26 protein-coding genes are annotated in these 23,954 nt (G+C 64.0%); 15 read left to right on the forward strand and 11 right to left on the reverse strand.

Annotated elements, in window-relative coordinates:
• The first annotated feature begins 2 nt into the window (after positions 1 to 2).
• From D0B32_RS01075 to D0B32_RS01115, 9 genes are all read left to right on the forward strand, one after another.
• Positions 3 to 782: an SDR family NAD(P)-dependent oxidoreductase gene (locus D0B32_RS01075; RefSeq protein WP_117331834.1), complete on the forward strand. Its 780-nt coding sequence runs from the start codon at positions 3 to 5 to the stop codon at positions 780 to 782.
• Positions 779 to 1,336: a MarR family winged helix-turn-helix transcriptional regulator gene (locus tag D0B32_RS01080; protein ID WP_117331835.1), complete on the forward strand. Its 558-nt coding sequence runs from the start codon at positions 779 to 781 to the stop codon at positions 1,334 to 1,336. Before D0B32_RS01075 ends, D0B32_RS01080 begins: the two co-directional genes overlap by 4 nt.
• A 27-nt stretch (positions 1,337 to 1,363) precedes the next feature.
• Positions 1,364 to 2,215, forward strand: a complete 852-nt coding sequence (locus D0B32_RS01085) for an enoyl-CoA hydratase family protein (RefSeq protein ID WP_117331836.1) — start codon at positions 1,364 to 1,366, stop codon at positions 2,213 to 2,215.
• A 1-nt stretch (position 2,216) separates the two neighbouring features.
• Positions 2,217 to 3,446, forward strand: coding sequence for an acyl-CoA dehydrogenase family protein (locus tag D0B32_RS01090; protein WP_117331837.1), 1,230 nt, complete (start codon positions 2,217 to 2,219; stop codon positions 3,444 to 3,446).
• Positions 3,443 to 3,871: a thioesterase family protein gene (locus D0B32_RS01095; RefSeq protein ID WP_117331838.1), complete on the forward strand. Its 429-nt coding sequence runs from the start codon at positions 3,443 to 3,445 to the stop codon at positions 3,869 to 3,871. Before D0B32_RS01090 ends, D0B32_RS01095 begins: the two co-directional genes overlap by 4 nt.
• Positions 3,868 to 4,263 (forward strand): RidA family protein, encoded by a 396-nt coding sequence (locus D0B32_RS01100; RefSeq protein ID WP_117331839.1) that lies wholly within the window; start codon positions 3,868 to 3,870, stop codon positions 4,261 to 4,263. The genes D0B32_RS01095 and D0B32_RS01100 overlap by 4 nt, the downstream gene beginning before the upstream one ends.
• Positions 4,264 to 4,289: 26 nt before the next feature.
• Positions 4,290 to 5,927: an AMP-binding protein gene (locus D0B32_RS01105; RefSeq protein WP_117331840.1), complete on the forward strand. Its 1,638-nt coding sequence runs from the start codon at positions 4,290 to 4,292 to the stop codon at positions 5,925 to 5,927.
• 19 nt (positions 5,928 to 5,946) lie between these two features.
• Positions 5,947 to 7,182, forward strand: a complete 1,236-nt coding sequence (locus D0B32_RS01110; protein ID WP_117331841.1) for a dienelactone hydrolase family protein — start codon at positions 5,947 to 5,949, stop codon at positions 7,180 to 7,182.
• A gap of 61 nt (positions 7,183 to 7,243) precedes the next feature.
• Entirely contained in the window at positions 7,244 to 7,915 is a 672-nt protein-coding gene (locus tag D0B32_RS01115) for a glutathione S-transferase (RefSeq protein WP_117331842.1), read from the forward strand.
• Positions 7,916 to 7,968: 53 nt separating this feature from the next.
• Here D0B32_RS01115 and thrS read toward each other — a convergent pair whose 3' ends face one another.
• Positions 7,969 to 9,267 (reverse strand): threonine--tRNA ligase, encoded by a 1,299-nt coding sequence (thrS, locus tag D0B32_RS01120; RefSeq protein WP_259294846.1) that lies wholly within the window; start codon positions 9,265 to 9,267, stop codon positions 7,969 to 7,971.
• 376 nt (positions 9,268 to 9,643) lie between these two features.
• Between thrS and D0B32_RS01130 the strand changes: the two genes are divergently transcribed.
• Positions 9,644 to 10,363, forward strand: a complete 720-nt coding sequence (locus tag D0B32_RS01130) for a helix-turn-helix transcriptional regulator (RefSeq protein ID WP_117331845.1) — start codon at positions 9,644 to 9,646, stop codon at positions 10,361 to 10,363.
• Between the two features lie 24 nt (positions 10,364 to 10,387).
• The gene (locus D0B32_RS01135; protein ID WP_117331846.1) at positions 10,388 to 11,194 is read left to right on the forward strand and encodes an aminoglycoside phosphotransferase family protein; all 807 of its coding nucleotides are present in this window, start codon (positions 10,388 to 10,390) and stop codon (positions 11,192 to 11,194) included.
• 74 nt (positions 11,195 to 11,268) lie between these two features.
• On the opposite strand, the gene D0B32_RS01140 is transcribed toward D0B32_RS01135, so the two are convergent.
• Both D0B32_RS01140 and D0B32_RS01145 read right to left on the reverse strand, forming a co-directional pair.
• The gene (locus D0B32_RS01140) at positions 11,269 to 11,592 is read right to left on the reverse strand and encodes a hypothetical protein (RefSeq protein WP_117331847.1); all 324 of its coding nucleotides are present in this window, start codon (positions 11,590 to 11,592) and stop codon (positions 11,269 to 11,271) included.
• Positions 11,593 to 11,868: 276 nt separating this feature from the next.
• On the reverse strand, positions 11,869 to 13,395 hold the full coding sequence (locus D0B32_RS01145) for a PLP-dependent aminotransferase family protein (RefSeq protein WP_117331848.1): 1,527 nt from the start codon (positions 13,393 to 13,395) through the stop codon (positions 11,869 to 11,871).
• Between the two features lie 90 nt (positions 13,396 to 13,485).
• On the opposite strand from D0B32_RS01145, the gene D0B32_RS01150 reads away from it, so the two are divergent.
• On the forward strand, positions 13,486 to 14,202 hold the full coding sequence (locus D0B32_RS01150; RefSeq protein ID WP_117331849.1) for a GNAT family N-acetyltransferase: 717 nt from the start codon (positions 13,486 to 13,488) through the stop codon (positions 14,200 to 14,202).
• A gap of 36 nt (positions 14,203 to 14,238) precedes the next feature.
• Here D0B32_RS01150 and D0B32_RS01155 read toward each other — a convergent pair whose 3' ends face one another.
• Positions 14,239 to 14,775, reverse strand: a complete 537-nt coding sequence (locus D0B32_RS01155) for a GNAT family N-acetyltransferase (protein WP_117331850.1) — start codon at positions 14,773 to 14,775, stop codon at positions 14,239 to 14,241.
• Between the two features lie 236 nt (positions 14,776 to 15,011).
• On the opposite strand from D0B32_RS01155, the gene D0B32_RS01160 reads away from it, so the two are divergent.
• Positions 15,012 to 15,677, forward strand: coding sequence for a VC0807 family protein (locus D0B32_RS01160; RefSeq protein WP_117333403.1), 666 nt, complete (start codon positions 15,012 to 15,014; stop codon positions 15,675 to 15,677).
• 38 nt (positions 15,678 to 15,715) lie between these two features.
• Here D0B32_RS01160 and D0B32_RS01165 read toward each other — a convergent pair whose 3' ends face one another.
• Positions 15,716 to 16,582, reverse strand: a complete 867-nt coding sequence (locus tag D0B32_RS01165) for a LysR family transcriptional regulator (protein ID WP_117331851.1) — start codon at positions 16,580 to 16,582, stop codon at positions 15,716 to 15,718.
• A 107-nt stretch (positions 16,583 to 16,689) separates the two neighbouring features.
• On the opposite strand from D0B32_RS01165, the gene D0B32_RS01170 reads away from it, so the two are divergent.
• Positions 16,690 to 17,634: an AEC family transporter gene (locus D0B32_RS01170; protein WP_117331852.1), complete on the forward strand. Its 945-nt coding sequence runs from the start codon at positions 16,690 to 16,692 to the stop codon at positions 17,632 to 17,634.
• Positions 17,635 to 17,685: 51 nt separating this feature from the next.
• Here the strand turns inward: D0B32_RS01170 and D0B32_RS01175 are convergent, their stop codons facing one another.
• From D0B32_RS01175 to D0B32_RS01200, 6 genes are all read right to left on the reverse strand, one after another.
• Positions 17,686 to 18,834 carry a DUF1501 domain-containing protein gene (locus tag D0B32_RS01175; RefSeq protein ID WP_117331853.1) on the reverse strand — a complete coding sequence of 383 codons (1,149 nt, stop codon included), beginning with the start codon at positions 18,832 to 18,834 and terminating at the stop codon, positions 17,686 to 17,688.
• A gap of 4 nt (positions 18,835 to 18,838) precedes the next feature.
• A complete protein-coding gene (locus D0B32_RS01180) occupies positions 18,839 to 20,347 on the reverse strand; it encodes a DUF1800 family protein (RefSeq protein ID WP_117331854.1) in 1,509 nt (502 codons plus the stop codon).
• A gap of 142 nt (positions 20,348 to 20,489) precedes the next feature.
• Positions 20,490 to 20,987: a periplasmic heavy metal sensor gene (locus D0B32_RS01185; protein WP_117331855.1), complete on the reverse strand. Its 498-nt coding sequence runs from the start codon at positions 20,985 to 20,987 to the stop codon at positions 20,490 to 20,492.
• Entirely contained in the window at positions 20,984 to 21,403 is a 420-nt protein-coding gene (locus D0B32_RS01190; protein WP_117331856.1) for a hypothetical protein, read from the reverse strand. Before D0B32_RS01190 ends, D0B32_RS01185 begins: the two co-directional genes overlap by 4 nt.
• Positions 21,400 to 22,065: an RNA polymerase sigma factor gene (locus tag D0B32_RS01195; RefSeq protein ID WP_404935529.1), complete on the reverse strand. Its 666-nt coding sequence runs from the start codon at positions 22,063 to 22,065 to the stop codon at positions 21,400 to 21,402. The genes D0B32_RS01190 and D0B32_RS01195 overlap by 4 nt, the downstream gene beginning before the upstream one ends.
• A gap of 404 nt (positions 22,066 to 22,469) precedes the next feature.
• On the reverse strand, positions 22,470 to 22,769 hold the full coding sequence (locus tag D0B32_RS01200; RefSeq protein ID WP_117331858.1) for a YXWGXW repeat-containing protein: 300 nt from the start codon (positions 22,767 to 22,769) through the stop codon (positions 22,470 to 22,472).
• 318 nt (positions 22,770 to 23,087) lie between these two features.
• Between D0B32_RS01200 and D0B32_RS01205 the strand changes: the two genes are divergently transcribed.
• Entirely contained in the window at positions 23,088 to 23,885 is a 798-nt protein-coding gene (locus D0B32_RS01205) for a helix-turn-helix domain-containing protein (RefSeq protein ID WP_117331859.1), read from the forward strand.
• Positions 23,886 to 23,954 lie beyond the last annotated feature (69 nt).

A 23,954-nucleotide genomic window follows, 5' to 3' on the forward strand; every position in this document is an offset into this window, starting at 1 on the left:
CTATGAATACCGTAGCGAGCGTTCAAGCTTTGAAGGGACAGCATGCCGTGGTCACGGGCGGTGGCAGTGGCATTGGCGCTGCAATTGCCGAAGCCCTGTTGCGCCACGGCGCACGCGTCACGTTGATGGGCCGCGACCGCGCCCGTCTCGACGCGCAACGTAACGTGTTGAGCGCGCTCGGCGAAGTGGCGTACGTGAGCGTGGACGTTGGCAACGAAGCCGCCGTCGCTGCCGCGTTCGAACGGGCTGGCCCAGTCGATCTGCTGATCAACAACGCCGGCCAGGCGCAGACCGCGCCGTTCGCGCATACGGACATGGCGTTGTGGCAGCGCATGCTCGACGTCAACCTCACCGGCGTATTTCTGTGTACCCGCGCGGTGCTGCCCGGCATGCTCGAACGTGGCGCGGGTCGCATCGTCAACGTTGCGAGCACGGCGGGGCAGATCGGTTATGCGTACGTCGCGGCGTATTGCGCGGCGAAGCACGGCGTGATCGGATTAACGCGTGCCCTTGCGCTCGAAGTGGCCACGAAGGGCATCACGGTCAATGCGATCTGTCCCGGCTACACGGAAACCGAACTGTTGCGCGCGTCGCTCGAACAGATTACGAGCAAGACCTCGCGCAGCGAACAGGAAGCGCGCAGCATCCTGTTGCGTCACAACCCGCAGCAGCGTTTCGTGGTTCCCGAAGAAGTCGCCAACGCCGCCCTATGGCTCTGCATGCCAGGCTCGGCCGCGATAACCGGTCAATCCATTTCCGTCTCCGGTGGAGAAGTCACGTGACACGATCAGCCAACGCGAAAAAGACTCCCGCCGCAGACACGAAGCCACCGCGCAAAGGTGTGGCCAAGCCCGCAGAGAATGTCGTGGATATGGAAATGAGCACGGGTGTCGACAGTCACATGGGTCTGCGTTTATGGCTGCGCATGCTGACCACGACCAACCTCGTGCAGGCCGAATTGCGCAAACGTCTGCGCACGGAATTCGACACCACGCTGCCGCGTTTCGACTTGATGGCGCAACTCGAACGTCACCCCGAGGGACTCAAGATGACTGAGTTGTCGCGCCGTCTGATGGTGACGGGTGGCAATGTCACCGGCATTACAGATCAACTGGAAAACGAAGGCTTCGTGGTTCGCGACGCTGATCCCAACGATCGCCGCGCGATCAGCGTGCGTCTCACGCCTGCGGGCCGCGCGCAGTTCGACCGCATGGCCGTGGCGCACGAGCAATGGGTGGTCGAGATGTTCGGCGGCCTGAGTCTCGACGAGAAATCGCGCACGCACCAGCGGCTGGGCAAACTGAAAAAGCATCTGCTCGACAACCTCAAAGATTGACGCGCACAGAAACAGAGGGACATTCCCATGACACGATCCAACGCCGACGCACTGCTCGCCGGCAATCGCATTACGCTCGCGCAATATCAGGCCCAGCACTTCGGCTGGTCTGTGGCGGCGAACGTGGCGACCATCACACTCAACCGGCCCGAGCGCAAAAACCCGCTGACGTTCGAATCCTATGCGGAGTTGCGCGACCTGTTTCGTCGACTTGTCTACGCAACGGACGTCAAGGCCGTGGTGATTCACGGCGCCGGCGGCAATTTCTGCTCGGGCGGCGACGTGCACGACATCATCGCGCCGCTGATCGATCTGCCCATGCCGGAGTTGCTGCTGTTCACCCGCATGACCGGCGATCTCGTCAAGGCGATGCGTCACTGTCCGCAACCCATCGTCGCTGCCGTCGACGGTGTATGCGCGGGCGCGGGCGCCATCCTCGCGATGGCCGCCGATCTGCGCCTCGGCACGTCACGCAGCAAACTCGCGTTTCTGTTCTCACGCGTGGGTCTCGCGGGCTGCGATATGGGCGCGTGTTCGATCTTGCCGCGCATCATCGGGCAAGGTCGCGCCACTGAATTGCTACTGACCGGCCGTTCCGCGAGCGGCGACGAAGGCCATGCATGGGGCTTCTATAACCGTCTATGCGAGCCCGACGCCCTGCTCGACGATGCCGCGCGCCTCGCTGCGGAGCTGGTTGCGGGGCCCACGTTTGCGCATGGCGTCACGAAGAAAATGCTGCATCAGGAATGGAGCATGAGCGTCGATGAAGCCATCGAGTCGGAAGCCCAGGCGCAAGCCATCTGCATGAGCACGCGCGATTTCGAGCGCGCGTACCGCGCCTTCGCGGCGAAAACGCGTCCCGTGTTCGAAGGAGACTGACGTGAGCGCTTCTGCAAAAGTAGACCTGCATGGCGCGCTGGCGTGGCCGTTTTTCGAGGACCGTCATCGCGAACTCGCGGCCGGCGTCGAAGCATGGGCGCGTGTACATTTGAGCAATGCGGCGCATGGAAACAGCCGTAACGAGGTCGACGCCACCTGCCGTCATCTGGTGCACGAACTGGGACAAGCGGGCTGGCTGAAGTATGGCGTGGGCGGCACGGCCTACGGTGGACACGGCGACACCATCGACACGCGCGCCGTCTGCCTGCTGCGCGAAACGCTCGCCCGTCATTCCGGCCTCGCCGACTTTGCGCTTGCCATGCAGGGGCTCGGCTCGGGCGCGATCTCGCTGGGCGGCACGCATGCACAGAAACAACGCTACTTGCCGCGCGTTGCCAACGGCACGGCAATTGCCGCGTTCGCGCTGTCGGAACCCGAAGCCGGTTCGGATGTCGCCGCGATGGCGCTCACGGCGCGCGCCGATGGCGATAGCTACGTGCTCGACGGCGACAAGACATGGATTTCCAACGGTGGCATCGCCGATTTCTACGTGGTGTTCGCGCGCACCGGCGAGGCGCCAGGCGCACGTGGCATCACCGCGTTTATCGTCGACGCGGACACGCCGGGCCTGGAGATCGCCGAACGCATCGACGTGATGGCGCCGCATCCACTTGCCCGTCTGCATTTTGCTAATGCACGTGTACCGCGCAGCCAGATGCTCGGTGAAGCAGGCGAAGGCTTCAAACTGGCCATGCGCACGCTCGACATTTTCCGCACGTCGGTGGCAGCGGCGTCGTTGGGCTTTGCGCGTCATGCAATGGCGGAAGGCCTCACACGTGCCGCTTCACGCAAGATGTTCGGTCAGACGCTCGGCGATTTTCAGTTGACGCAGGCGAAGCTCGCACAGATGGCGCTCACCATCGACAGCAGCGCACTGCTCGTCTATCGCGCCGCATGGTTGCGCGATCAGGGCGAACACGTGACCCGTGAAGCGGCGATGGCGAAATGGCACGCCAGCGAAGGCGCGCAACAGGTGATCGACGCCGCCGTGCAACTGTGGGGCGGCATGGGCGTGCAGAGCGGCACCGCCGTCGAAATGCTGTACCGCGAAATTCGCGCGCTGCGCATCTACGAAGGCGCAACAGAAGTGCAGCAGTTGATTGTCGGGCGCGATCTGTTGAAGTCACACGCCGCGCATGCTGCCCATCTGGCAGCGGGCGATCAGTCATGAGCACTACGTTCGACATGCCGGTGCGCATCCGTTTCGCGCATTGCGATCCCGCCGGCATGGTGTTCTTTCCGCAATACCTCGTGCTGACCAACGCGCTCGTCGAGGACTGGTTCACCGAGCGGCTGCACGTCGACTACGCGCAGATGATCGGAAACCGCCGCATCGGTTTGCCGATCGTCAAGCTCGACTGCGAATTCTCGAAGCCGAGTTTGATGGGCGAGCGCATCACGCTATCGCTTGGCGTCGCGTCGATCGGCAAACGTTCTATTCGCATCGACATCGTCGGTCATTGCGACGGCGAGGTTCGATTCAAGGCCCATCAGGTGCTCGTGACGACCTCGCTCGAAACCGGTCAGTCCATCGACATTCCCGACGATATCGCCACTGCACTCGCTGCATTTCACTCCGACGAGCCACGTCCATGAAAAAAGCCCTTCTCCCTGCTGGCTGGATCAAGCCCCGCGGCTATGCCAACGGTGTTGCCGCTGTCGGTACGCAAGTGTTCATCGCCGGTCAGATTGGCTGGGATGCCGAGGCGCGCTTTCACAGCTCAGATTTCGCCGCGCAAGCCATTCAGGCCTTGCGCAACGTACTCGACGTACTGCGTGAAGCGGGCGGCCAGCCCGAGCATCTGGTGAGGATGACCTGGTACGTCACCGACAAGCGCGAATATCTCGCGGCGCTCAAGGATATCGGCCGCGCGTTTCGTGAGCTGATTGGCGACTACGACATCGCCATGAGCGCGATTCAGGTCGTGGCGCTCATCGAGGACGAAGCGAAAGTCGAGATCGAAGCCACCGCTGTGATTCCCCACTAAGCTCGCCAAACGTTCGAGAGACCGTCATGGAACCGTCAGCTCACGTCGATACTTTCGCCCGCGACAATCTTCCGCCACAGGACCAATGGCCGGTTTTTCTGCTGGACAATCCCGATGTCGCCTACCCGGCCCGGATCAATTGCGCGACCGAGTTACTGGACCGCACCATCGCCGCCGGTCACGGCGATCGCCCGGCCATCTGGTCCGAAGTGGACGGCGCAGCACGCGCCACGACGTATAACGAGTTGCTCGCACTGGTAAATCGCAGCGCGCATGTGCTGGTGGATGAAATGGGCTTGCGGCCCGGCAATCGCGTCTTGCTGCGCGGGCCGAACACCTTGCAGATGGCCGTCGCCGCGCTCGCTTCGCTGAAGGCCGGACTGGTGCTGGTGCCCACCATGCCGCTGCTGCGCGCGAAGGAACTCAAGCAGATCATCGACAAGGCGCATATCAGCGCAGCATTGTGCGATGCGCGCCTCACCGACGAACTGGCGCGCTGCCGTGATCCCCATGACGAGTTTTTCTGCGCGACGCTCGAACAGACCTTGCAGTTTCACGACGACGCGGCCACTTCGCTCGATACGCTCGCCGTCAACAAGCCTTCTGTATTCGACGCCTGCGACACCGCCAGCGACGACGTCTGCCTCATCGCCTTCACGAGCGGCACGACGGGTGCGCCGAAAGGCTGCATGCATTTCCATCGCGACGTGCTGATGATGTGCGATCTGTTCCCGCGTCATGTGCTCAAGCCCACGGCCAACGACGTTTTCTGCGGAACACCGCCGCTGGCATTCACCTTCGGCCTTGGCGGCGTGCTGTGTTTTCCGCTACGCGTGGGAGCCTCGACGGTGCTGATCGAAAAGCTCACGCCCGAAACGCTGCTGCGCACCGTCGAACGTTTTCACGCGACCGTCATGTTTACGGCGCCCACGTTCTACCGGCAGATGGCGCCGCTCGTGCCGCGCTTCGACATTCGCAGTCTGAAGAAGACCGTCTCAGCGGGCGAGGCCTTGCCCGACTCCACGCGCGCGCTTTGGCGTGAGGCGACGGACATCGAGATGATCGACGGTATCGGCGGCACCGAGATGATTCATATTTTTGTTTCGGCAGCAGGCGCGGAGATTCGTCCGCACGCCATCGGCCGCGCCGTGCCCGGCTATCAGGTGCAAGCCGTGGACGACGACATGCAGCCGGTGCCACCAGGCACGATCGGCAAACTTGCGGTGCGCGGGCCAACCGGTTGCCGTTATCTGGCCGACTCCCGGCAAATGAAGTTCGTGCTTGACGGCTGGAATCTGCCGGGTGATGCGGTCTATCTGGACGAAGACGGCTACGTGTTCTACCAGGCTCGCGCGGACGATATGATCGTCTCCGCCGGCTACAACATCTCCGGGCCGGAAGTGGAAAGCGTGCTGATGCAGCATGCCGCAGTAGCCGAATGCGCCGTGATCGGCGTCGCCGACGAAACGCGCGGCCAGATCGTGAAGGCCTTCGTGGTGCTGAACCCAGGAGTTGCGACGGATGACAAACTAGTCGCGCAGTTGCAGGATTTCGTGAAGAATAACGTGGCACCGTACAAGTATCCGCGCGTCATCAGCTTCATCGACACACTGCCACGCACCGAAACCGGCAAGCTCAAGCGTTTTGCGCTGCGTGACCTGTAACTTCTGCCAGGAGCCAGGCATGTCCGAGTCGTTCATCGAAGTCGTCGCCCAGGATGGCGGCCGTTTCAACGCATACATTGCACGCCCCGCACAAGGATCGGGACCGGGGCTCGTGCTGTTGCAGGAAATCTTCGGCATCAACGATTACCTGAAGGGCATGGCCGATCGCTACGCCGAGGAAGGCTACGTGGTCGTAGTGCCCGATCTGTTCTGGCGCATGAAACCAGGCATTCAGCTGGGCTACGGCGAAGCCGATATGAAACAGGCGCTCGGCTATCTCGAACGCTTCGACATTGATCGCGCTGTGGACGATATTGCCGCTACGATGGCCGCGTTACGCGCGCTGCCGGAGCAGGCCGGCAAAATCGGCGCGATTGGCTACTGTCTTGGCGGCAAGCTGGCCATGCTGAGCGCCGCACGCACCGACGTGGATTGCGCCGTGAGCTACTACGGTGTCGGGCTCGAAGCGCTGCTCGATGAAGTACCGGCCATCCGTTGCCCGATGGTGTTTCACTTTCCCGAGCAGGACAGCTACTGTCCACCCGAAACGCGTGAACGTATCAGCGCGGCGTTGAAAACGCGGCCGCAGATCGAGCAATACGTGTACCCCGGATGCGATCATGCATTCGCCACGCCGGGGCGTGCACACTACGACAAACCGGCCACCATGATGGCCTATTCGCGCTCGCTCGCAATGTTGCGCAAGGTGTTAGGTCCGGTGTACGACCTGAACGCGCTGTGGGAGCAGCACTGCTATTACGAGTTCGTGACTCGCGACGTGGATGCCGTCATGCCCACGATGGTCGCCGAACCGTATGTCAATCACGTTCCCACCATGACGGGCGGCGTCGGCCATGACCATCTGAAGCGCTTTTACACGCATCATTTCGTTCACTCGAATCCCGAGGACACCAAGCTGATTCCGATTTCACGCACCATCGGCGCGGACCGCGTGGTGGACGAGTTCGTTTTCAGCTGCACGCATACGTGTGAAATCGACTGGCTGCTGCCGGGCGTCGCGCCAACCGGCAAGTACTTCGAAGTGCCGATGCTGGCCGTGGTGTGCTTTCGCGGCGACAAGCTGTACAACGAGCACATCTACTGGGACCAGGCCTCGGTGTTGGCACAAGTGGGACTGATCGACCCGAAGGGCTTGCCGGTGGCGGGCATCGAAAGCGCGCGCAAGCTGCTCGACGAGAGTTTGCCGTCGAATCAGTTGATGGGCGCGAAGGCGGCGCGCTCGAATCCAGCCTAGAGGCCGGCCTCCACGCGCGGCCTCTATGATGTGACACTTCACAGCCACCTCTTCCTCTCTCATGCTGACTGTCCATCATCTGAACAACTCCCGTTCGCAGCGCGTGCTGTGGCTGCTCGAAGAACTCGGCGTGCCGTACGAACTCAAGCGGTACGAGCGTGACCCGAAGACGATGCTGGCACCGCCTGAGTTGCGCGCGGTGCATCCGCTCGGCAAGTCGCCGGTCATCACGGATGACGGTTTGACCATCGCGGAGTCGGGCGCGATCATCGAATATCTGGTGGATCGTTATGGAGAGGGACGTTTCGCACCCGCCCCTGGCACACCGGAACGGCTGCGCTACACCTACTGGCTGCACTATGCGGAAGGCTCGGCGATGCCGCCATTGCTGCTGAAACTGGTGGCGCTGCGCATCGGCAGTGCGCCGATGCCGTTTTTCGCCAAGCCGATTGCGCGCAAGATTGCCTCGACCCTGCAGGACAGCTTCGTCGATCCGCAACTCAAGCTGCACCTCGGCTATATAAATGACGCGCTCAAGCCGACCGGCTGGTTTGTCGGCGACCAGTTCAGCGCCGCCGACATCCAGATGAGCTTCCCGCTCGAAGCCGCCACGGCACGCGGGGGCCGTAATGATCAGATTCCGGCCATCAACGGTTTCCTCGAACGCATTCACGCCCGCCCGGCCTATCAGCGTGCGCTGGAACGCGGCGGCAAGTACGAGCTGGGGAGTTGAGCGGCTTGGCCGGCATTTTGCGGTGTTGCGGGGCGCCATGCGGTAAATGCGCTTCACCGCATGGCAACCGGCCCACGCCCTTCGACTCGCAAACGCTCCACACCGTCAGCCAGCGGTAACACGGCTTGCTGACCATCGCGCGCGCGAATGCTGATCGTCCGGTCACGTTCGTCGCGTGGACCCACCGCAACGAATAGCGGCACCTGCTTTTCCCGCGCATCGACGATCTTTTTTTCGAGCCGCTCCGGCCGATCATCGAGCACGCAGCGGATTCCCGCGTCCTCTAACGCCTGCACGACCGCTTGTGCGTAACCCGCGCTCGCATCGTTGATCGACCCCACCATCACCTGATCGGGCGCGAGCCACAAAGGCAACCAGCCCTCGTGATGTTCGAGCAGGATCGCAATGAAACGCTCCATGCTGCCGAGCACGGCGTGATGGATCATCACCGGGCGCTCCCGTTCGTTGCGTTCGTTGACATAGTGCGCGTCCAGACGCTCGGGCAACACGAAGTCGAGTTGAATCGTGCCGCACTGCCAACTGCGCGCTCGGCTATCCAGCAGATGGAATTCGAGTTTGGGGCCGTAGAACGCGCCCTCGCCTTCCAGCACCTCGAACTCGAGCCCCGCCGCGCGCGCGGCGTTGGCCAGCGCTGCTTCCGCGCGGTCCCATATGACGTCATCGCCCGCACGCAATGCCGGGCGCGTCGCTAGCGCCACGGAAAACGCCGGAAAACCGAGGTCCGCATACACGCCGCGCAGCAAGTCGCAAAAGCGGCCTACTTCCTGGCCGATTTGCGCTTCCATGCAGAACACGTGGGCGTCGTCCTGCACGAAAGCGCGCGTGCGTTTGAGGCCTTCCAGTGAGCCCGAAGGTTCGTCACGATGACAGGCGCCGAACTCGCTATAACGCACCGGCAATTCGCGGTACGAGCGCACGCGCTGGTTGAACACCTGCGCATGACAGGGACAACTCATGGGCTTGAGGCAGAGCGCGCGCGAGTCTGCACCGTCGTCTGGTCCGGCGTCGGGTTCGTGCGCGGCATGCCTTTCCGGGAGCGAATACATCTGCTCACCGAACTTTTCCCAATGGCCGCTACGCTCCCACAACGAGCGCACCAGCAGTTGCGGCGTGCGGATCTCGCGAAAGCCTGCGCGCCGCATGCGCTGCCGCACGAAATCCTCCAGCACGCGGTACAGTTCCCAGCCGCGCGGATGCCAGAAGACCATGCCCGGACCTTCCTCCTGTTGATGGAACAGGTCCAGTTTGTTGCCTAATACCCGGTGATCGATGTCGTTCACAATGCGCTCCGTTTCGATGTAAGCCACGAGGTGAGTCAAAAGCCGAGTCACGCCGGAATCCATCAACGCAGGGCCGTAAACGCCAAGGGCCCCGTCCGTCTCCGGCGGGGCCCTTGGGGGATGTGCAGCAGCGGTTTTGCTTTAACTTAGCGCGCGCACCCCTCGGACGACCCGCCCGTGAGGGTGGTCGTCGTGGTGGTGACAGCCGCGAAGGGAAGCGAATAGAGGTCCATGAAGCGACAGTAATCGAATTGACGACGATCCGTCAACCTCGTTCGCGAACGCTGCACTGTGCTGCACCCGCGCTGCACTGCGCGCATCTCCTCCGCGCCCCACGTTTCGACGCGCATCGAAACATGGGGGGCGTGCCAACGCCTATGATGGCAACATCGCGGCGCTCACGCTGCGCTGGAGTGGAGACACGACCATGTGCGCACAACCCAATATTGCTTCCACCGCGTTTCTGATCGCCGATCCTGCCCGCGCCTGCATGCTTATGGCGCTGGTGGACGGTCGCGCGCTGCCCGCTGGCGAACTGGCCTACGCGGCCGGCGTCACGGCGCAAACGGCCAGCACCCATCTGGCGAAACTGCTGAGCGGCGGACTGGTTGCTGTCGAAGCACAAGGACGGCATCGCTACTACCGGCTGAGCGGATCGAACGTCGCACTGGTGCTCGAGAATCTCGCGCTGATCACGCCCGTGGCGCCGCCACGCAGCAGACCGCTCGGCGGCGAGGCGCAAACGCTGCGTTTTGCGCGGTGCTGCTACGATCATCTGGCGGGTCGACTCGGCGTGGCGATGACGCAGGCGCTGGAGCAACGCGGGCTGATCGTCGCCGCCGCGGACAAGCGCTTCGACGTCACGCCAAAGGGCGTAGCGTGGTTCGCGCAGCTTGGCGTGGATATCGCAGCGTTGCAGGCTCGGCGCGGCGTGGCGCGTCAGTGCCTCGACTGGACCGAGCGGCAGCATCATCTGGCCGGCCCGCTCGGCATCCAATGGATGAACCTGCTGTGCGCAAATGGTTCGTTGCGGCGCGCCAAGACGACGCGCGCCGTGCAGGTCACACCCGCAGGATGGGTCTGGCTGAAGGAGCATTTAGGCATCGAAGGCCGGCTAGGAGAACTGGAACTCGCGCAGCACGCGTGATGCGTATCGCTCAGACTTTTGCTCATGTTCACCGAATACATCGTCCGCTGGGATCTGATACCCGATGGCGCACCGCTGCGCACGCACAGTAGCCGCCTGTTGCCCGTGCGGCAACGCGACGTTCCCGCCATGCTGAAGATCGCGCAGGAGGACGAGGAACGCCAGGGTGCATCATTGATGGTCTGGTGGAATGGCGAAGGCGCCGCGCGCGTACTCGCGCACGATGGCGATGCGCTGTTGCTGGAACGCGCGGAAAGCAGCCACTCGCTGATACAGATGGTCCACGACGGCCACGATGACGACGCCACGCGGATTCTCTGCGCCGCTGCGGAAAAACTTCATGCGCCGCGTGCGCAGACTCGACCGGAGCTGGTGCCGTTGGCACGCTGGTTTCGCAGCCTCTGGAGCGCGTCTCAACAGCACGGCGGCCTGCTCGCCCAGTGCGCACACGCCGCGCGCGAATTGCTCGACTCGCCGCGTGACAGCGTCGTGCTGCACGGCGACATTCATCATGGCAATGTGCTGGACTTCGGTGCACGCGGGTGGCTTGCGATCGACCCGAAAGGTCTTTACGGAGAACGTGGTTTCGATTACGCCAATATATTCTGCAATCCTGATCGTGCTAGCGCCATCGTAGCCGGGCGCTTCGAACAACGCTTGACTTGCGTGCTGGAAGAAACGGGAATGGAGAGAACACGGTTGCTGCAGTGGGTTCTCGCGTGGTCGGGATTATCGGCCGCGTGGATCATCGAAGCGGGCGAGCAGCCCGAGGTAGACATCGACGTCGCGCAATGGGCGCTTGCAGCGCTATCCACGGCGAAATCCACGTGAAGCTGTGATCGACTCGCGCGACGCACTCACACGCACTCAACGCGTCGCGCGAAGTCTTGGGATGAACTGATGCGTCAACCCTTCTCCCCATGTGCCGGGTCCGAAGGTTTGTGCGCTTCACCGTTGAGCCCCGGGAAGAACGCGTTCCACGCGGCACGCACGCCTTCAGCCGCGGTGGCCTCGGCGCTGTAGTGTTCCTGATCGCTTTCATCCGCGCGAGCCGGGTTGGAAGCGAGTCCTCTCCAGTGGGTGAAGACGAGCAACGGCTTCTCGGTCCACTCGTCGGCGCCGAACTTGGCGAACGCCGTTTCGCCGCTCACCAGTTGAACTTCATACCAGCCTTCACGAACGGGCGTGTAGCCATCCAGCGGAAACCACGCGGTCGGTCGAATTTCCATTGTGTCCTCTCTCGTGTAGGGAATGTCACAAGCAAAAAGAGGCATTCTTCATGCCCGCCGCCTTCAGGCAAATGAACTGACCAGCGCCGACCCGCGTGGGCGCTACAAAGACGCTTCATGCGACGCTTTTTATGTGCATCTCTGGCTCAGTTCGAAGCTTCAGAGGACCGCGTAAGGTCTCGCTGCGCGGCATGACGGCGCGCGTAAAACTTACATGCGCGGGCGTAGGCGGACATGGGTTCATATCTGGGACGTGGGGCCTGGACGTTCCGCTGGTTACTTCGCGCGCACGCTTACATCCGCACCTGACCGGCGGCGCGGACGATTCGCTTTTGGCGCCCCCTTGCCCAGCTCAGCGGTAATCCCGGCCAGCAACCGGACAGCCGGTCCGATCTCCTCGGCTGGGGTATTGCCATAACCGATCACGAGGCCGTTGTCGTCCTCACACGGTGCGAGCGCGAAACTGGACAAAGCGCGCGGCGCGACACGCTGCGCGGCAGCACGCTCGACCACCGCGCGATCCGGCACATGCGCCGGCAGACGCAAGGTCAGATGCATGCCGCAATCGCCGCCCAGTATCTGCGCGTCCTCGAAATGCGCGGCGAGCGCCTCGCGCAACGCCTGCTGGCGCTCCCGATAGAGACGTCGCATGCGTCCCAGATGGCGCGCGAACTCGCCCGCCTCGATGAAGTCGGCCAGCGCCAGTTGTTCCAGCCGGTGGCCGCCGCGCAGCATCTCCTGCAAGGCCACGCGGCTCGCGTCGACCATGCCGCGCGGCAACACCACAAAGCCAATCCGCAGCGCCGGAAACATGGTCTTGCTGAACGAGCCGATGTACAGCACCGGCGCCTCCGCCACGAGGCCCTGCATGCTGGCGATCGGCTCGCCGGTGTGGCGAAATTCGCCGTCGTAGTCATCCTCGATCAACCAGGCGCCGGCACGACGCGCTTGCGTGATGAGTTCGAGCCGTCGCGCCACGGAAAGCACGGCACCGGTCGGATATTGATGCGCGGGCGAGGTGTAGATCAGTTTGGGCGGGGTTGTGTGCCAGGCATCGTCCGGCACGGCGAGGCCTTCCTGATCGACGCGCATGGGCACGACACGCAGATCGCCCACGTTGAAGGCCGCCTTGGCGCCCCGATAGCCGGGATCCTCGACCCACGCGATATCGCCGGGGTTGGTGAGCAGCGACACGCAAAGATTGAGCGCTTCCTGCGCGCCTTCCGTGATCACCACCTGCGAACCGTCGCAGCGCACACCCCGCGCGATGCGCAGATGCGCGGCAATCGCATCGCGCAGGGCCGGTTCGCCAGCGGGCGCACCGTAGCCGAGGGCGCGCGGCAAACTGCGATCCATTGCCCGTTCGAGCGAACGCCGCCACGCGCTAACCGGGAAGCGATCCAGCGCGGGCGTGCCGGGCGTCAGCCGCGTGACGCCTTCGACCTGCGGAAGGACGGCTGTGAACGGCGCGAGACGCGCCGCGAACGTCACCTCGGCGGGCGCGGCAATCTGCTGCCAGCCGGCATCCACAGCAGGGCGCGACAGCGACGTGACACGCGTGCCCTTGCGATCGGCCAGCACGTAACCTTCCGCCATCAGATGGTCATAGGCGAGCACGACCGTGTTGCGCGACACGCCCAACTCGGCCGCCAGCAGCCGCGAGGATGGTAGCAAGGCGCCGGCCGGCAGGCGTCCGGCAAGAATGGCCTGTTGCAGACGTTCGATCAACTGCTTCTGCAACGAGACGGGCTTGCCGGCTGCAGTGACGGCGCCGGGCGTCAGCGGGCCGATGATTTCGATCATGCTCGGTGGACCCATCAAAAGAGGATGTGGTGGATCTTTTTAACATACCACGTTCGGCGTATCGTGCTTGCATCGAGCAAGGAGAAAACAGTGGAACCAAGACTCAACGAATACGCGCAACCCATCGGCGCACCGGTCCCGGATTGGCAGGCGGCGCGCCTGCCCGGCAGCGAGCCGCTGGTGGGCCGCTACTGCCGGATCGAACGGGTGGACGTGGCGCGGCACGCCGAAGATCTTTACGAGGCCTATAGCGCCGCAACCGACGGCCGTGACTGGACCTATCTGGCCGTGGGCCCGTTCCAGAGCCTGGATGCGTACCGCGAGCACTTGACGAAAGCCGCGGCGTCGGCTGATCCGATGCACCACGCGGTGATTGATCTTGCCACCGGCAAGGCGGTGGGCACGCTCGCATTGATGCGCATCGACGCCGGCAATGGCGTGATCGAAGTGGGTCACGTCACCTATTCGCCGCATCTGAAGCGCACCCGCGTCGCCACCGAAGCGATGGCGTTGCTGCTGAAGTACGTGTTCGACGATCTCGGCTACCGGCGTTTCGAATGGAAATGCGATTCGCTCAACGGACCGTCACGCAGTGCCGCGCAGCGTTATGGCTTCACGTTCGAGGGCATCTTCCGGCAGGCCATTGTGTATCGCGGACGCAATCGGGACACTGCGTGGTACTCCATCATAAACAGCGAATACCCGGCACTCCGCAAGGCCTTTGCGCAGTGGCTCGACGAACGCAATTTCGACGCCGAAGGGAATCAGCGCACGCGGCTTGCCGAATTGATCGGACCGCAACGATAAGCGCCGGCAGTTCGGGTATTTTTCTTCTATTTCTCTTCAAGCGGGACCGGCCATCCGGCGAAACTGGAGGGTCGGCTTGCCCTTATACGACGTGCGCACCCATTCCACGTAGCCGCACTTTTGCGCGACCCGCAGCGAGGCGGTGTTGTCCGGCGCGATGATGCAGGCCGTGTCGGCCGCCGGCCATTGCGCATCGGCCCAGCGCAGCGCCGCCCGCACCGCCTCCGTGGCATAACCGCGTCCGTGCGCGGCGGGGATCAGCGCCCAGCCGATCTCGGGCGTGCCCTCCAGCGACGGCTCGATCTGGCGGCGAAAGTCCGCGAACCCCACCTCGCCGAGAAAGCGACCGCTGTGCCGGTCGCGCACCACCCAATAGCCGAAGCCCATCAATGCCCAGTGACCGGCATAACGCAATAGCCGCGCCCACACCTCTTCGCGACTGAACGGCTGTCCGCCGATGAAGCGGATCACTTCGGGATCGGACCACATCGTATAGCTGTCGTCGAAATCTCCACGGACGTGGGGGTGCATGGTGAGGCGATCTGTTTCGAGCAGCGTGCTTGGGGAGGGCATGGTGAGGGGCGACGCGGGTGGGGAGGTGGGTGTGATGATGGCAGATTTTTGCTGGTGCGTAGTCGCGTAGTCGCCTCGTGTGTGCCGCGCTGGCCGCGCGGGCGAAATGCGCGTTGCGTAACTAACATCTCAGTCTCAGTTGAAGCGCCAGCTTGATCCATCACGGCGTGGCGGGCTACGATGAATCCCGCGACCGCCGCGCCACGCAAGCACGCCCGCACCACGGACCCCACCGCATGAAGCTGCGCCTCCGATACCTCTCCGCACTCTGCATCAACGTGCTGCTGCCCGTGCTCGCGTATCGGCTCGCTTACCCTCATTGGGGACTGGCGGGCGGCCTCGTGACATCGGCGCTGCCGCCGCTTGCGTGGATGATCTGCGATTTCGTGCGCTTTCGTCACTTCGACGCCCTGAGTATGCTGATCGTGGCGAGTATCGCCCTCTCGCTCGTCGCCGTGCCGCTGGGTGGCCCGCAAAACCGCGCGCTCGAAGAGCCGATCGTCTCCGGCGTGATGGGCATTGTCTTCCTCATTTCGCTCGCGTTTCATCGCCCCATCGTGTTCTATCTGGCCCGCTCGACGACGGCCCGGGAAAACACCGCAGGCATCAGCATCTTCGAGCAAAACTGGAGTGAAAGCCCGCGTATCGCCGCGGAGATCCGTCGCATGACGCTCGTGTGGGGCGTGGGCCTCATCACCGAAAACACGATTCGTTCGCTGATAGTCTGGCGCGGCGCGGACACGCCCCATGCGGTACTGGCGTCGACGCTGGTCTTCTACGGCGTCTACGGCAGTCTGATGCTGTGGACGTTCTGGCGTCGCCGGGGTATCAGGCAGGACGCGCAACGCATGGCCGATGCACGCGCCAACGCGCAATTGCACTCATCCACGCCGGATGCTTGATGCCCGGCGGCCGCACGATATGCCGGGAGGCCAATGTCTCAGGCCAGTTCGAGAAAGCGCACGAGACACGGGTTACGATTGGCCGGCGACCACACCAGCACCTGCTCGATCAGCGGCGCATTGGCGAGCGGCCGAAACACCACGCCCGCCAGTTGTGCCTTGCGCATCGAGGCCGGCACCAGTGCGATACCCACGCCTTCATCCACCAGGCTCAGCACGGTCTGCTGCAACTGCACTTCGAAGCGGATATCCGGCTCGAAGCCACCGGAATGACAATGTTCGAGAATGCTCGCGCGCAACGTGGGCGCGACGTCCTCGGACGCCAGCACGAACGGTTCACCCGCAAGCTGCGCTATCTTCAACTGCCGCGCACGGGCTCGTGGATGCGTGCGTGACAACGCCACGCACAGCGGCTCGCTGACGATGGTGCGCGTGGCGAGTGCCTTGTTCGGCGCGCCGGGAAACATGATGGCCGCATCGATCTGCCCGGCCAGCACCTGGGCAGCGAGATCGTTCGAGACCACCTCGCGCAGATTCAGCGCCACCTCGGGATACGCCGAGCCGAACGTGCGCGCATAGCCCGGCACGACGCTGTAGGCGGCGCACATGGTGAAGCCGATCGAAAGCGTGCCGCTGTCGCCATGCGCCGCGGCCCGCGCATTGTGCGCTGCCTGTTCGAGCGCACCGAGGATGGCCTTGGCGTCGGCATAGAAACGCTCGCCGGCCGCCGTCAACGTGACGCTGCGCGGACTGCGCTCGATCAGCGTGACCCCAAGGCTCGCTTCCAGCGCCGCCAACTGGCGGCTCAACGGCGGTTGCGACAGATGCAGCCGCGCCGCCGCCCTGCCAAAATGGCGAGTTTCGGCCAAAGTCACGAAGTAGCGCAACGGCTTGATGTCGATCACGATGCAAAAAAGGTATTGTTGGGCGCCAGAAACGGTATTTGATTGTATCAATGTGAACCACTACTCTGGCGCATCTTTCCCGTTTGTCTTTACAAGTAGAAGCACCGATGCTATCCACCCTGGAGATTCTGCTCCCTGTTTTCGGCCTGATTTTTGCGGGCTTCGCGTGCCGTCGCCGCAACGTGCTGGGCCCAACCGCGGCGTCGGAGCTGAACCGCTTCGTCGTCTGGCTCGCGCTGCCCGCGCTGCTGTTCGACGTGATGGCGCATGCCACCTGGCATCAGCTCGATCAACCCGCGTTCGTCGCGACGTTCTCGCTGTCGTGCGCCGGCATCTTCGTGGTGATTCTCGTCGCGCGTCTCATGAGTGGACGGCCGCTCGCCGATGCGAGCATCGACGCCATTGCGGGTTCGTATCCGAACACGGGCTACATCGGCTTTCCGTTGTGCCTGATTGCCTTCGGACCGGCCAGCCTGACGCCAACCACCATCGCGACCATTCTGGTCGCATGCGTGCTGTTCGCCATTGCCATCGTTCTGATCGAAGTGGGTCTGCAAAGCGAGCGCCGACCGCATCATCTCGCCTTCAAGGTGCTGCGCGCCCTGGCGCGTAATCCGCTGATCGTGTCGCCTATCCTCGGCGTGTTGGTGGCGGCCTCGCACGTCACGATGCCGCAAAGCGCGGAGACATTCCTGAAGTTGCTGAGCGGTGCGGCAAGTCCGTGCGCGCTCGTCAGCCTCGGCCTGTTCCTCGCCGAGAAACGCCCCGCCGCCAGTAGCGGTGCCGGTATTTCGTTGCTGCTCACTGGCATCAAGCTGATCTTGCAGCCCGCGCTGACGTGGTGGCTTGCCGCGCGCGTGTTCGCGCTGCCCGTCGCGCTCGTCGACATGGCCGTGGTGCTGGCCGCGTTGCCCACCGGCACCGGCCCGTTCATGCTGGCCGAGTACTATCGGCGCGAGGCTCACATCACGTCGCGAACCATTTTGCTTTCAACAGTAGGATCGCTCGTCACGCTTTCGCTATTGCTGCTTTATACGCGGCACGGTGCCTGAATGATGATTCGCATGCCGTAGTACTTCAACGGACGCTCTGCACGCTAGACGCTAGGTTCGAATCAACCCTGTCAACGGCCGCGTCGTACCGGTTTGTGCAAACAACGTGCTGGCCGTGCGATGCGGGTCGAGTCCAAGACTCTCGCTGGCGGCGCCCGCAATCACGGCGTCGAGTGCTGTAGTAGGTCTGAGATCACGCGCCTGATACAGATCGCCGGGTTTGAGGCCGGGCCAGTCGGCGATCACGCGTCCTCCCGACACCGCGCCGCCTATCAGCATCGCAGCGGAACCCGTGCCGTGATCGGTGCCGCCGGTGCCGTTGGCCGCCGCCGTGCGGCCGAACTCCGTCGCGACCAGCACGGTGGTGTTGTTCCAGAGCGGCCCCATGCCATCGCGCAACGCTGCCAGCATCGTATCGAGCGCCTTCAACTGATTCGCAAGCCGTGGGTTCTGCGCGCTATGCGTGTCCCAGCCGCCGGTTTCGATCATCGCGAGACGCGGGCCGTCGTCACGCGAGAGAAACCCCGCCGCCAGTTTGCCGAGGCTCGCCGGGTCTTGACGCGCGCCCGCATCGCCCGCGAGACCACGCGCCGCCATCGCCGACTCCCACAGCGGCCGCAATTGCGCATCCTGATCGTAAAGCTGCGAGACGCGCGTGAGCAGATCGTCGGGCGCCTGCGGCAGGCCCGAAGGCGCGTAGGACGTGACATCCGCTTTACCGCGCAAGGCCATCGGCACGGTGGGCGCGAAAGCGATCGCGTTTTCGCGCGTGGCCGGCATCATCGCGACGAGCCGGTTCAACCAGCCGTCCTTCACCTGATACGGCGACGTGCCGCCGGTTTCGAGCACGTTCTGGCCATCGAAATGCGAGCGATCGCGATACGGCGACGCGACGGCATGCACGAACAACGCCTGACCGCCCGCGTACATCTTCGAGGTTTCGACCAGTGACGGATGCAACGCAAACGTACCGTCGAGTTTGATCGCCGTCGCTGGATCAACCGCGAGCGCGCCGCGCAAGCTCGCATACGACGGCTCGGCGTACGGCACGACGATGTTCAGGCCATCGGCAGCGCCGCGCTGAATCACGAAGACGAAGCGCCGCTCGGTCGCGACATTCGCAAACACCATGCGCGGCGACACGAGCATGGCGCCCGCGCCGGCTGCGGCGAAATTGAGGAACTGTCGACGGGACGTCATGGCGTTATCTCCGTTGAAAATCGGGTGATACGAGCAGCAGCGCAATCGCTGTCGACGCGCTTTCGGCACGCGACACCGCAGTCGCGGTCGGCGCGCTGATCGAGCCGACCAGCAGGGTCTGACCGAGCGTGCGCGGATCGAGCCGGTCGCCGACGCGCGCAGCAAAGCGTTGCGCCACTTCGACGCGTCGCACGAGTGCATCGGGCGCGGCCCAGCTGGCTGCAATGTCGTCGTAGCCAGCGGGCGAGCCAGGGCGCCACAGCGGTTGACCGAGTTGCGTCAACAGCGGCGCGGCCTGCAGGTTGCCGAGGTCTTGCCAGCCGAGTCCACGCATCGACGAAACGGTCCACTCCCACGGCGTTTTGAATTTGACGGCAAGCGGCGACCACGCTTCCGGCGATTCGATCAACGCGCGATACACCGTAGGCAGATCGCCGTTGCTGCGCTCGAATGCGTTGGCGAGCCGCTCGATCACGGCGGGCGGCGGATTGTCGGCAACGAAGTGGCGCGCCAGTTTGGTGGCAACATGCTGCGCCGTCGCGGGCGATGCCGCGAAATCGTGCAGGATGGCCAGCGCCTGCGCTTCGCCGGGCTGATCGTAGCGGCGTCCCATGATGGTTCGCGGCCCCGGCTCGTGCAGCGCGGGGCGAAACACGAATGCGCCGGGCGCGGCGTTGTTCGGCTGCGGCCCCTTGATGCCCGCCACGCTCCAGCCGGTCAGTGCGCGCGCAAATTCGGTGACGTCCGCTTGCGTGTAGCCGCTGCGTACACCCAGCGTGTGCAACTCCATGATCTCGCGCGCGAGGTTTTCATTCAGCCCGCGCTTCTGGTCCGGATTGCGCTGCTCGGCGCGCAGCGCGGCCATGCTGTCGGGGCCCACTGAGCGAGTCTGGTCCAGAAACAGTTGCATTGCGGGATGCTGCTCCACCGCGACCAGCATGTCGTCGAAACGGCCGAGGACGTGCGGGCGGATCGCCTCCATTTCGAACGCGCCGGCCAGCGCCGCCACCTGCGGCTTTTCCGTGGACACTGCGAAGTGATTGGCCCAGAAACGCACCAGCCGGTCGACGAACGGCGTCGGGCTCGTCACTGCGCTCGACACGCTGGCATTGACCGCTGTGCGATAGATGTCGCGGATTTCGCCACGAATCGCCTTGTTGGCGGCCTGTCTGGCGGTGGCGGGGTTGTTGGCGTTGAGGTTTGCGCTGGCGTTCGGCTCTGCGTTGCCGTTCGCGTTCGGACTTATGTTCGCACCGGCACCCGCGTTGACGTTGACGTTGGCGTTGGCGTTTTGATTAGCGCCCGCGTTCTGCATGCGCTGCTCGCCCAGCTCAGTGGCCAGCGCGACACTGCCCGGCTCTCCAGCCCACGCCGGGGGCTGCGTTTGATACTGCTCGAACTGCGCAAACAGCCACGCCTTCGGATCGGCCGGTGGCGTGTCTTCGGGGCGGGCGCCGAGGCCAAACCGGTTCAGCGCAATCGCCGCGGCGTTGTCGTTGGGTGACGTGACCATGCGCGTTCCTTCAAATGTTGCTCACCTTCTTTAAACGTCCGCCGCGGCAAAATCCGTCGCGGTCAGCGAAGGTTTTTTCAGGCAGCGTGAGGCGTGCGAAGACACGCTTGACGCGTCCCCATCGCATCAAGCCCGCGCTCCGTCACTGGCTCGCCGCCTTGCGCTTCTGCGCTGGCGTCAGCGGCGCCTCGCGCCACTGTCCGGCGCGTTTCAGGCCGTCGACGAATTTGATGCGCTCGTCGGGCGTCAGCGTCGCCGCAAAATCCGCGACGCCGCTTTCGACCTGGGCGCGCAAATCGCTATCGGCAGCGCGTGTGCGTTGCAATGCGGCATCGAGCGCGGCGCGATCGAGTTGCGGCGCGGACAGCACGTCCAGCACCTCGCGACGCCCCTCACGACCCGCCTGCGCATAATCGCGTCCCACCCTGCGCGCGGCTTTCAGCGCCTCGACGAATTGCCGCTGCCGGTCCGCTGACAAATCCTCCGCGGCAAAGCGCAGCGCCGTACGCTGCGCCGGCCCTTTGGCCGTGCCGCTATGCCCGGCGAACCATTGATACGCGCCGCCCGCAATGCCGCCCAGCAGAAACACGTTGAGCACCAGCGAGGCGATCACCAGGATCTTCCATGAGCGGCCGTTCATTCGCCGCTCCAGTCGGCGGTCGAACCGTCGAAGCTCGATGTCACGTAAGAGGCGTCGTGCGCAGCGGGGGGCGTGCCCGTCAACACGAAGAACGACACCGCGAACGCGCCCGCCAGTCCTCCGGCGAGCCCGATTCCCGCGAACGCCGCGCCTTGCCACCAGAGCCGCGCGCGCTGCCGTACTGGACGTCGCACCGGCGCCGTGGCGACGACGCGCTCAGCCAGCGCCCGATCCGGCGGCGCGACGGTGTGAGCCGTGAGCCAGAGGTCGAGGTCGGCCGACTCGGCCAGCGCCGCGCTTGCCTCGGCGGGGTGCAAGCGGGCCCAGGCCTCGGCCGCAGCGCGCTCGTCCCTCGGCCAGCGACGCGGATCGGCACCATAGGCAGCGACGATGGTCTGGAATCTCTCGGGTGTCATGGTGTGTCCTTGCTAAAACCGCTGCCCGCCAGTTGCGCGCGCAAATTCCGGCGCGCTCGCGCCAGCAGGCTTTCGAGGGCATCCACAGTGATGCCCATCAGGGCTGCCGCCTCGATGTTCGATAGTTCCTGATAGTAATTGAGCACCAGCGCCTCACGCTGGCGCGCCGGCAACGCGGCGAGCGCCGCCCGCACGCGCTCGTCGCGCACGCGCGTGTCGATCTGCAGATCGGGCAACGGCTGCGGGTCTGCCTCGTCGGGCACCTCCGCGACGGGATCTTCGCGACGTCCGCGCAAACGGTCATAACAGAGGTTCAGCGCCACGCGATGAATCCACGTGTCGAAGCGGGCCTCGCCCTCTTTCCAGTGCGGGGCCTGTTTCCAGATCCGCACGAACGCTTCCTGTGCGACGTCTTCCGCTTCCATACGGTCTCCCAGCATGCGCGTGGCGAGCGCGAGCAGACGCGGCAGCTTGCGCGACACCAGCGTGCGCACAGCGGCCGGGTCCTGCGCACCGACCCGTGCGACGAGTTCGGCGTCGGGGTCGCGCTCGTTCAACGGGCGCCGCCCGGCAGTGGGCGCGGCGTACGCAGCACGGCCCGCAGCGCCTTCATCAACGGTCTCACGACACCCACGTGTATCACTTGCCCTGCTCCCTGAGATGCGCCTTACTACTGTGGGCTCGTTAGAAGTTCTACTCATCGAAGGCCGCAGGCTTTTTGAAGCCTTTCTGAAGCCTGTTTGAATACTTTGTGCAGCCGTGTTCAAAGGGTCGAGGATGGTTGGCACCAGCCTGCTTCGAGAATCAATAAACGACGACCGCCGGATGGTAATACGCCGGGCGCTCCGGCACCACCACGCAGCCGGACAAGGTCGCCGCTACCAGCGCGAGAAGTAAAAGGGTTTTCATCACAGGTTGCCTGATTGAGTGGGACGATGAGTGAGACGACCTGAGCCGCTCGCCTGCGTGAAGCGCAGGCGAGTGCAGAGGTGCTCCCGGTTGGATGGATCAGCCGGCCAGCGTCAACCGTCAACGGTCAACGCTCGGCCGGCGGACGGCCGCGAGCTCAGGCCCAGTGGCCTTCGATCCAGCGCCAGCGCGGGCCGCGCTGTGCCCAGTGTCCGGGTACCCAGTGATAGCCGGCGCGCACCATCTGCCAGTGGCCAGGCGCCCACACGTATTGGCCGCGCTCCCAGCGCCAGTGGCCGTTGTCCCAGACATAGCCGGGGCGCGGGGCCGGCATGACTTCCACGCGCGGCGGCGGCGGCGCTGCCGGCGCGATGATCACGGCCTGCGCGAACGAGGCGGACGCAGCAAGCGATACCGTGGCGGTAACGAAAAGGCGTGCGAGGGTCGAATTTTTCATGTCACTCTCCCAAGGGTTCAAGAAACACGGATTGGCTCCGTTTATCCTTGAACGCAGCGGCCGGGGAAAATCCGTCGCCAATTTGTGAAAATTTTTTTGCGGCCTTTTTTGCGCGGCTTTTTTGTGCGGCTTTTCTATCAGTTCACGCGCATGATGGCGCGGGTTGGAACTGCTGGATTGCTTCACGCGGCGTGGCTCGCGCTATCCTATGGTGCGGTTCTTCTGGCCGTACCTCGCGGTTTGCGTCTTGCCGTTCGCCCCTTGGCGTTTGCCCTTCTCTGCCACTCACACTCGAACACGAACCCACCCGAACGACCCATGCCGGAAGCCCGCCCGCCCGAACTGCCTGAAGACGATGACGCGCGCTCGCTGGCGCGCCACTATCCCCGTGGAATGCGTATTGATCCGCACTCGCACACCTGGGCTCAGGTGCTCTATGCGGTGGCGGGGGTCATGTGGGTCGAGGTCGGGCGTGAGGCGCTGGTGGTGCCGCCGCAACGCGCCGTGTGGTTGCCGGCGGGCGCGGTGCATTCCATTCATATGATGAGCGAGGTGGAGATGCGCAATCTCTACCTGCATCAACGCAACGTCCATCACCTGAGCCAGCACAGCGATGTGTTCGAAATGAATGGCCTGCTGCGCGAACTCATCACGACCATTGCCGAGTACGAACATAACCACGCGCGCGACGACGTCTATCTCGAGACCGCCTACAAGCTGGCGATGCTGGAACTCGCGCACGCGCCGCGCTGGCCGCTGCGCATTCCGCTGCCGGATACGTCGGAAGCATCGGATCGCCGGCTCGACGCGCTCTGCCGCGCGGTGATCGACAACCCCTCCATCGACATCAGCTTCGAACAGCACGCGGCGGCGGTAGGCGCGAGCGTGCGCACGCTCGCGCGCCTCTTCACGCGCGAACTCGGCATTGGCTTCGCCGAATGGCGCCGTCAGGTGCAATTGGCGGTCGCGGTGTCGGGTCTGGCGGAAGGGCGCCCGGTTGGCAGCATCGCGCGTTCGCTCGGCTACCTGCCCAGCAGCTTCAGCGATATGTTCCGCCGCGAACTGGGTGCATCGCCCACGGCGTTCGATCCGCGGGAGACGCTGGGGGCGGTTTGACCGTGTTCATGGGGCTGGCGCAGGGTCGGATGCTCGCGATATTTTTTTCTTGTTATTTAACGTTTGACG

This window comes from Paraburkholderia sp. DHOC27, assembly GCF_003429005.1.
In the GTDB taxonomy this organism is placed as follows: Bacteria; Pseudomonadota; Gammaproteobacteria; order Burkholderiales; family Burkholderiaceae; genus Paraburkholderia.

Excerpts from the sequence above, each read along its gene's own strand:
- D0B32_RS01075 (WP_117331834.1), top strand. The coding sequence starts at position 3 with ATGAATACCGTAGCGAGCGTTCAAGCTTTGAAGGGACAGCATGCCGTG.
- D0B32_RS01085 (WP_117331836.1), top strand. The coding sequence starts at position 1,364 with ATGACACGATCCAACGCCGACGCACTGCTCGCCGGCAATCGCATTACG.
- D0B32_RS01095 (WP_117331838.1), top strand. The coding sequence starts at position 3,443 with ATGAGCACTACGTTCGACATGCCGGTGCGCATCCGTTTCGCGCATTGC.
- D0B32_RS01100 (WP_117331839.1), top strand. The coding sequence starts at position 3,868 with ATGAAAAAAGCCCTTCTCCCTGCTGGCTGGATCAAGCCCCGCGGCTAT.
- D0B32_RS01105 (WP_117331840.1), top strand. The coding sequence starts at position 4,290 with ATGGAACCGTCAGCTCACGTCGATACTTTCGCCCGCGACAATCTTCCG.
- D0B32_RS01110 (WP_117331841.1), top strand. The coding sequence starts at position 5,947 with ATGTCCGAGTCGTTCATCGAAGTCGTCGCCCAGGATGGCGGCCGTTTC.
- D0B32_RS01115 (WP_117331842.1), top strand. The coding sequence starts at position 7,244 with ATGCTGACTGTCCATCATCTGAACAACTCCCGTTCGCAGCGCGTGCTG.
- D0B32_RS01130 (WP_117331845.1), top strand. The coding sequence starts at position 9,644 with ATGTGCGCACAACCCAATATTGCTTCCACCGCGTTTCTGATCGCCGAT.
- D0B32_RS01135 (WP_117331846.1), top strand. The coding sequence starts at position 10,388 with ATGTTCACCGAATACATCGTCCGCTGGGATCTGATACCCGATGGCGCA.
- D0B32_RS01140 (WP_117331847.1), bottom strand. The coding sequence starts at position 11,592 with ATGGAAATTCGACCGACCGCGTGGTTTCCGCTGGATGGCTACACGCCC.
- D0B32_RS01145 (WP_117331848.1), bottom strand. The coding sequence starts at position 13,395 with ATGATCGAAATCATCGGCCCGCTGACGCCCGGCGCCGTCACTGCAGCC.
- D0B32_RS01155 (WP_117331850.1), bottom strand. The coding sequence starts at position 14,775 with ATGCCCTCCCCAAGCACGCTGCTCGAAACAGATCGCCTCACCATGCAC.
- D0B32_RS01160 (WP_117333403.1), top strand. The coding sequence starts at position 15,012 with ATGAAGCTGCGCCTCCGATACCTCTCCGCACTCTGCATCAACGTGCTG.
- D0B32_RS01170 (WP_117331852.1), top strand. The coding sequence starts at position 16,690 with ATGCTATCCACCCTGGAGATTCTGCTCCCTGTTTTCGGCCTGATTTTT.
- D0B32_RS01175 (WP_117331853.1), bottom strand. The coding sequence starts at position 18,834 with ATGACGTCCCGTCGACAGTTCCTCAATTTCGCCGCAGCCGGCGCGGGC.
- D0B32_RS01180 (WP_117331854.1), bottom strand. The coding sequence starts at position 20,347 with ATGGTCACGTCACCCAACGACAACGCCGCGGCGATTGCGCTGAACCGG.
- D0B32_RS01185 (WP_117331855.1), bottom strand. The coding sequence starts at position 20,987 with ATGAACGGCCGCTCATGGAAGATCCTGGTGATCGCCTCGCTGGTGCTC.
- D0B32_RS01190 (WP_117331856.1), bottom strand. The coding sequence starts at position 21,403 with ATGACACCCGAGAGATTCCAGACCATCGTCGCTGCCTATGGTGCCGAT.
- D0B32_RS01200 (WP_117331858.1), bottom strand. The coding sequence starts at position 22,769 with ATGAAAAATTCGACCCTCGCACGCCTTTTCGTTACCGCCACGGTATCG.
- D0B32_RS01205 (WP_117331859.1), top strand. The coding sequence starts at position 23,088 with ATGCCGGAAGCCCGCCCGCCCGAACTGCCTGAAGACGATGACGCGCGC.